This is a genomic window from Camelimonas sp. ID_303_24 (genome assembly GCF_053543495.1).
This window is the reverse complement of sequence record NZ_JBLLJM010000051.1, coordinates 1-5,479: the sequence shown is the minus strand read 5'-3', so window position 1 is coordinate 5,479 and position 5,479 is coordinate 1. Positions and strand designations below refer to the sequence as shown.

Here is a 5,479-nt window from a genome sequence, read left to right as displayed (position 1 = left end):
GAATGTCGATCCGTCCTAGGCCGATCCATGAAAGACCCGCTCAACAAGGCGCGGAACCATACCCACGTCACGTTGACTGACGAGGCCCGCGCTATCATTGAGGCGATGCCGAAGACGGATGAGCGCATATTCCCGTGGAATGGGGAATCCGCCGGCTCATCACACGCCCGCGCTTGCGAGACGCTGGGCATTGAGGATCTGCATTTCCATGACATGCGTCACGAGGGGATTTCGCGGCTGTTCGAGATGGGCTGGAACATCCCGAACATTGCAGCCGTGAGCGGACACCGCAGCTGGAACACGCTCAAGCGGTACGCCCACATTCGCCAAACAGGCGATAAATATAAGGACTGGCCATGGATGGAGTTGGTGACCAAGCCGCCACGCTAGTCGCGCATGTTTACCCAGCTCAAATGCCATAGATCTGCTGATTAAGAGTCCAGCCCTATTGCTGGCAATTCAATGCCTTAGCCGCAAAGTGGCGATAATTCCGGCTATTGCAAATCAATGGCTTACGGTCGGTTTGCAAAACGCCGGAGGCCACAGCCGGCGGCGGAGCCGGCCGCCTTGGCCATGTCCCCTCAAACACCTCCAGCGCATCATCAGCCAGCGGCCGCTGCAACGCACTGGCCTCGCACCACGGCGCGCGCATCCATGCGTCAATCTCATCCTTTTCGATCAGAATCACGGCATAGGTTTGGGCTGGATTTAACGGACGCCTTGCCAGCCTTCCCAAATGGATGCATCGTCGCGTGGACGGGCTAGAAGTTCGCAACAACGGCAACGAGTTGGTCCGGATTGTTGTGTCGGGGGCGCACGTCTAAGAGTTTGTATTCTGGAGATGATTGGCGGAAGAGATAAAGCCACTCGCCAGGGCTGACGATCGTTAAGTGACTATGATGATCATCATAACAAGCGATGACATCGTAATTATATCTGCCTGATCTATGAATTTTTTCTACAACCGATTCAACAACATCTGGATGAAAATGTTCAAGTACATCTGCAGAGCAGATCAAATCTGCAACAGGCAACCTATCTTTTGTAATATCTAGCTTTCGAACACATGCATTGCTAGGCATATCGGAAGTCAAAGGCGAAATTGCCCAATCCAATCCAATCGCGTTTTGGACATGCGGAGCTACATCTCGCAAAAATCTGCCGTTCCCGCATCCGATCTCTACAAGGGTGCTTGGTCGGCACTCCAGCAGCCGCTCTTTTTCCGAGAGAAGCCAGTTATGGCCTGATAGCCGTCGTTGTGGTCGTGCAGATCCTGATAGTAGCGACTTGATAAGTCTTTCGACTCGTACGGAATAAATCTTTTCGGCATCGGGGAGGCGCTCTTCAACTTTGCCCCTAGCCAACGATAGGGTGCAGTGAGCTTCCAAGACCGACTCGCTTTCAACTTCGATAATTCCGCAAGGGCATCAGCCAAGTTCTCATGCGCCTTGACTGCGATAGTTCTCATGGCGAGCAATTCATCCGAAACTGCTTGCTGATGCATCGAATCCATCCAAATTCACCCTTGCCCGCTGAAACTCGGCACACTAACTGTGCGGGCAATTCTGTCAATCAGCTCCGGCTTTGATGTTTTAGGCCCCTGTCAATCGACTGGAGCCGTGCCCGCGATCTGGAGTATGAGAACGGCCATCTTGTCTTGCGCGAGAGACGACGTGCGATCATCTGGGCAGAGCTGGCGGCGGGGCCTTGTCCCGCCAGTGGCGCGCCCAGCGCAACAGCATCTCGGCCACGGTCATCCCACACAAGCCCAGAAAAAACTCCACGGCGCCGGTGACCTCCCCCGAGGCCCCACCCCATGCTGCATACCATTGGGCTGCGACCCGGGCGGCCGGCGGGGTGAGATAGCCGGCGGTGATGGCGCCCACAACGGCGAACGTCAGCCGCATGGGCCATGTGTAGGATGGATTGACCAGCCCGCGAACAAGTCCGCCGCCGAGGCCGGCGGCAACATCGATCGCACGAACGCCTAGCCAATAGGCGAGCAAATCAGGCGGCGGCGCATCAGCCATGACGTCTCATTACGTGGCCTTGCTGCCTTTGTCTGCCGCAGCCGCAAGCTTCGGGTCGGCGGTCACCTCATGGATGACACCGGGCAACGCAGCGACCTGCGCGACCTGCGCGGCAGCGGTGCTGACGCGCCACTGCCAGATGACGCCAGCCAGCGTGATGAGGACGCCGAGGACGGTGGCGATCTGATTGGCGAGGACACCCCAGGCCGGCTCATCCATCCAGCCGAGGGCCGCCAGCAGCGGCCCCAAGCCGATCAGCGCCTGCCGGATTGGCAGTGTGAGATTGGTATTCATGCGCCACCTGCCTTTCGGGCCGCCTCAATGGCCGCATACGCCGCCGCGAGGCTGGTAATGGCCGTAGCGACAGACGTGGGCGGCAACGCGCAAAACGTGCGGACCACGGCCCGGGCGTCCTGGGCCGCCTGCTGCACCTTGACCGGGGCAAACAGGTCGACGGCCAGCGCCGCCGTCTGCACCTCGACGCAATATCTGGCGAGCTTGCTGCTCACCTGCTCGATCTTGGGATCGATTTTGGTCTCGCCCACGACCACAGCGACGCCAGCTGCGATCAGGCCCCAGCCAGTGGCGTTGTTGGCGGACTGGCTGGTTGTGCACGCGGCAAGCGCCAGCATGCCGATGGCGGCTGCCATCAGTTTGAGGATCTGCATGTTGTCTCCGGGAGGTTTGCGCAGGTGGCGCGGGGATCAGATCTTGACGGTGATCGTGATGCGGACTGCATCCGCCGCGCGCGCCTTGGGCATGGCAACGCTATATGGCGTGGCGAATTGATCCGCCTCAGCCGTTCGGCGCGAGGTGATCTCGGCCGGTTTACGCCACATCATGATGGCTTCGCGGATGCTGGCGGCTGACGCGCGTGAATTGATCCGCTTCACAAAAGTCGATCCGGCGAACCCGGATTGGCCGATGTTGTAGCAAATGGAGGCCAGCGCATCGAATTGATGGTCGACCAGCGGGACCTTGATCGCTGACCGAACTGCCCGCTCGTACTGGACGATGTCGCGGGCAAAGATGGCGTCAGCTTCATCCGCCGTGATGGTCATGCCGGATTTTGGTACGGGCGCTCCAGCGGCGGCGGTGTGGCCAACGCCAATGGTCCAGACGCCAACACTGTCCTTGTAGGTGGTGAGTTTGCGCCCCTCGCGCGCGATGGGGGCGGCCAAGCCAATGGCGCTCATCTTTTGTTCGGCCGGCGGGGCGTGGCGAGTAGAGCCAACATCTCTGGTCCGGGCCAGATGCCATCCGTCAGGCCGTTGGCCCGCTGATAGGCCTTTACGGCCTTCAGGGTGTCGGCGCCGAAATCGCCGTCAGCTCCGAATTTGGCCACGTCAAAACCGCGCGCCAAGAGAGCGCGCTGTAGATCTGCTACTTGCATAGGTCACCCATAAAAATACCCGCCACGTGGGCGGGCAGATTGCTGTACCCGGCGCGCTATGCGGTGCTTGGGCAAACCGCCAGTAATTTTGAGTCGGGAGGGGCGATAATGGCCGCAGAACAAGACGATTATCTTTTGGGTACCTGTTTCGGAATGAAGATGGCTATCAACGCTTTGATTTTGCGTTATGTGGCCACATCGAAAGACCCTTCAGCCGAGATAGCAGAACTCAATGACTATGCTCACCGGCTCTTGACCATCGAAAGACTCGTCGCCAAAGATCCGCTGAGATCCGACAAAAAACGCTCAATAGCCGAGGCCACCCTTGATGACATCGTCGGCAATTTGGGACTGGATCCAGAATAATGAATTCCCCGCCTGCTTTAGAGACGCCATTGGCGAGAGTGACCCTTATTTCTGTGCCCATTGATTCGTCTTCCCTCAAGGATTGGTCAATACTTACAATGCAACTGCGGCTATCCACATTTCGTCGATCTGCTCTGGCGTGAGGCCAAGCGCGTCGCCAATCTGATCGACCAGCGGATGACTGCGCTCGTATGTGCTGGCGCCTGCCCACTCGATCTGGGCTGTCTCACGGGCGATCTCGTTGGGGGTTGCCGCAATGACCGCCTCTACCTGCGCGGTTGTGATGCCACTGGCCAGCAGGCCAAGGCGCAACTGGCGGCGCGTCAGTACCGGCGGGGGCGGTGACCCGCCATCCGATGGCCCCTCGACAATCTCGTTGCCGTCATCATCAACCAGCACCTGGATAACCTTGGTCGGCGCCGGCAGACCGTAAGCCGCATAGTGGATTGGATAGCCAGGCGTCCCGATCAGCTCAGGAGCCAGGACTGTCTTGTCGATGATCGGCATTATTCAGCCTCCGGGCTGCAGCGGCTGGCTTGTCAAACTCCGGCACAAACCTGCCGTTGCTGTCGCAGTTGTGGTCCATATCTGATCGCACAAACGTGTCATTGCGCTCTGCGAGCACGACCCACGCGACATCATCGGTGGATGCGATATCCTCACAGATGATCGCAAATGACCCGCCGGTGAGCGGACCCGGGCGGCAACAGGCAAAACCATCCTGATTTTGCAGGCTGGTCACGCAGGCATTGATGGTGAGGGCGGCAAACGTGCCTGCGGTCATATTGCTGGCCGCGTCGATATCGACCGTCGCAACGCCATCCACCAACCGCACAACGCCGCAATAAATCAGGTCGTAGCGCGGGGCCTCGACAAACCCATGCCGCAGGTTGCGGTTGAGCGGATCAAGCGGATGGTCGATCAAAAACGTGCCGCTGCCCTTGGACAAAGCCCCTGGGGTTATGGCGGCCCCGTTGAAGCGGAAGTTAAACCACGCCTGATTTATGGCCGCGTTGCGTACGTAAATTATCGCTTCGACGCCCTCTGCTGACTGCGAAGCGTAAAACGCCGCTGGCTTGTTGTTGGCGCCGTAAGCGTTGGATTGATAACGCCCCCCCGTCTGCCGCCGCCGCCAAACTGGTAACAGCGTATCCCGTGGCTGACAGGCCGCCGGTCATCGTATCGCCGGCCCTGTTGACCGGCGCATATCCCAGCGTAGCCTGCGCTCCGATGGCTGAGCGTCCGGCCGCCTGGTCCACCGCGACCATAAGCGCCTTGCCCGTCCCGGTAGCCCCGATCGCGTCCTGCGCCGCCGAGGTGGTTGCGGCGGTAAAAATGCTGCGCCCGGTTGCCCCGCCGCCAAGGTTGGATTGGCCCCTGGTTTGTTCGGCTCCCGTGAACGTCTGCGCTGCATCGACCCTGACCGACTTTGCGAGGATGGTCGCCGCCTGCTCAGAATAGTATTTCGCGCCACACCCTGCCCGGCGACAACCTCGCCATCGGTTTTTTGTGGCCCATTGCTGGGCAAGATCGCGCGCAGTGGCCGCAGTAGTGGCTGACCCGGCCGCGGCTGTCGCAGAATTGCCTGATGCAGTAGCAGACCCGGCGGCGGTGCCTGCAGAGCCTGACGCTGCGGATGCAGACCCCGCTGCCGCACCTGCAGATGTGCCAGGTTGGGGCCTCAATCAGG

General features: G+C 59.6%; 11 protein-coding genes. 2 read left to right on the top strand and 9 right to left on the bottom strand.

Going from position 1 to position 5,479, the window contains the following annotated elements:
- On the top strand, positions 1-390 hold a 390-nt coding region (locus ACERNI_RS17860; protein WP_448834580.1), incomplete at its 5' end, for a tyrosine-type recombinase/integrase.
- 371 nt (positions 391-761) lie between these two features.
- Here the strand turns inward: ACERNI_RS17860 and ACERNI_RS17855 are convergent.
- From ACERNI_RS17855 to ACERNI_RS17825, 7 genes are all read right to left on the bottom strand, one after another.
- Positions 762-1,154 (bottom strand): hypothetical protein, encoded by a 393-nt coding sequence (locus tag ACERNI_RS17855; protein ID WP_448834579.1) that lies wholly within the window; start codon positions 1,152-1,154, stop codon positions 762-764.
- 26 nt (positions 1,155-1,180) lie between these two features.
- Positions 1,181-1,504, bottom strand: a complete 324-nt coding sequence (locus ACERNI_RS17850) for a hypothetical protein (protein ID WP_448834578.1) — start codon at positions 1,502-1,504, stop codon at positions 1,181-1,183.
- 175 nt (positions 1,505-1,679) lie between these two features.
- On the bottom strand, positions 1,680-2,030 hold the full coding sequence (locus ACERNI_RS17845; RefSeq protein ID WP_448834577.1) for a hypothetical protein: 351 nt from the start codon (positions 2,028-2,030) through the stop codon (positions 1,680-1,682).
- Between the two features lie 9 nt (positions 2,031-2,039).
- On the bottom strand, positions 2,040-2,324 hold the full coding sequence (locus ACERNI_RS17840; RefSeq protein ID WP_448834576.1) for a Pam3-gp28 family putative phage holin: 285 nt from the start codon (positions 2,322-2,324) through the stop codon (positions 2,040-2,042).
- On the bottom strand, positions 2,321-2,698 hold the full coding sequence (locus ACERNI_RS17835; protein ID WP_448834575.1) for a hypothetical protein: 378 nt from the start codon (positions 2,696-2,698) through the stop codon (positions 2,321-2,323). Before ACERNI_RS17835 ends, ACERNI_RS17840 begins: the two co-directional genes overlap by 4 nt.
- A 36-nt stretch (positions 2,699-2,734) precedes the next feature.
- Entirely contained in the window at positions 2,735-3,211 is a 477-nt protein-coding gene (locus tag ACERNI_RS17830) for a lysozyme (protein WP_448834574.1), read from the bottom strand.
- A gap of 11 nt (positions 3,212-3,222) precedes the next feature.
- Positions 3,223-3,423: a peptidoglycan-binding domain-containing protein gene (locus ACERNI_RS17825; RefSeq protein ID WP_448834573.1), complete on the bottom strand. Its 201-nt coding sequence runs from the start codon at positions 3,421-3,423 to the stop codon at positions 3,223-3,225.
- 108 nt (positions 3,424-3,531) lie between these two features.
- Here ACERNI_RS17825 and ACERNI_RS17820 point away from each other — a divergent pair, with 108 nt between their 5' ends.
- A complete protein-coding gene (locus tag ACERNI_RS17820) occupies positions 3,532-3,789 on the top strand; it encodes a hypothetical protein (RefSeq protein WP_448834572.1) in 258 nt (85 codons plus the stop codon).
- Positions 3,790-3,882: 93 nt separating this feature from the next.
- Here ACERNI_RS17820 and ACERNI_RS17815 read toward each other — a convergent pair whose 3' ends face one another.
- Positions 3,883-4,296 carry a hypothetical protein gene (locus ACERNI_RS17815; RefSeq protein WP_448834571.1) on the bottom strand — a complete coding sequence of 138 codons (414 nt, stop codon included), beginning with the start codon at positions 4,294-4,296 and terminating at the stop codon, positions 3,883-3,885.
- A complete protein-coding gene (locus tag ACERNI_RS17810) occupies positions 4,262-4,738 on the bottom strand; it encodes a hypothetical protein (RefSeq protein ID WP_448834570.1) in 477 nt (158 codons plus the stop codon). Before ACERNI_RS17810 ends, ACERNI_RS17815 begins: the two co-directional genes overlap by 35 nt.
- Between the last annotated feature and the right edge of the window lie 741 nt (positions 4,739-5,479).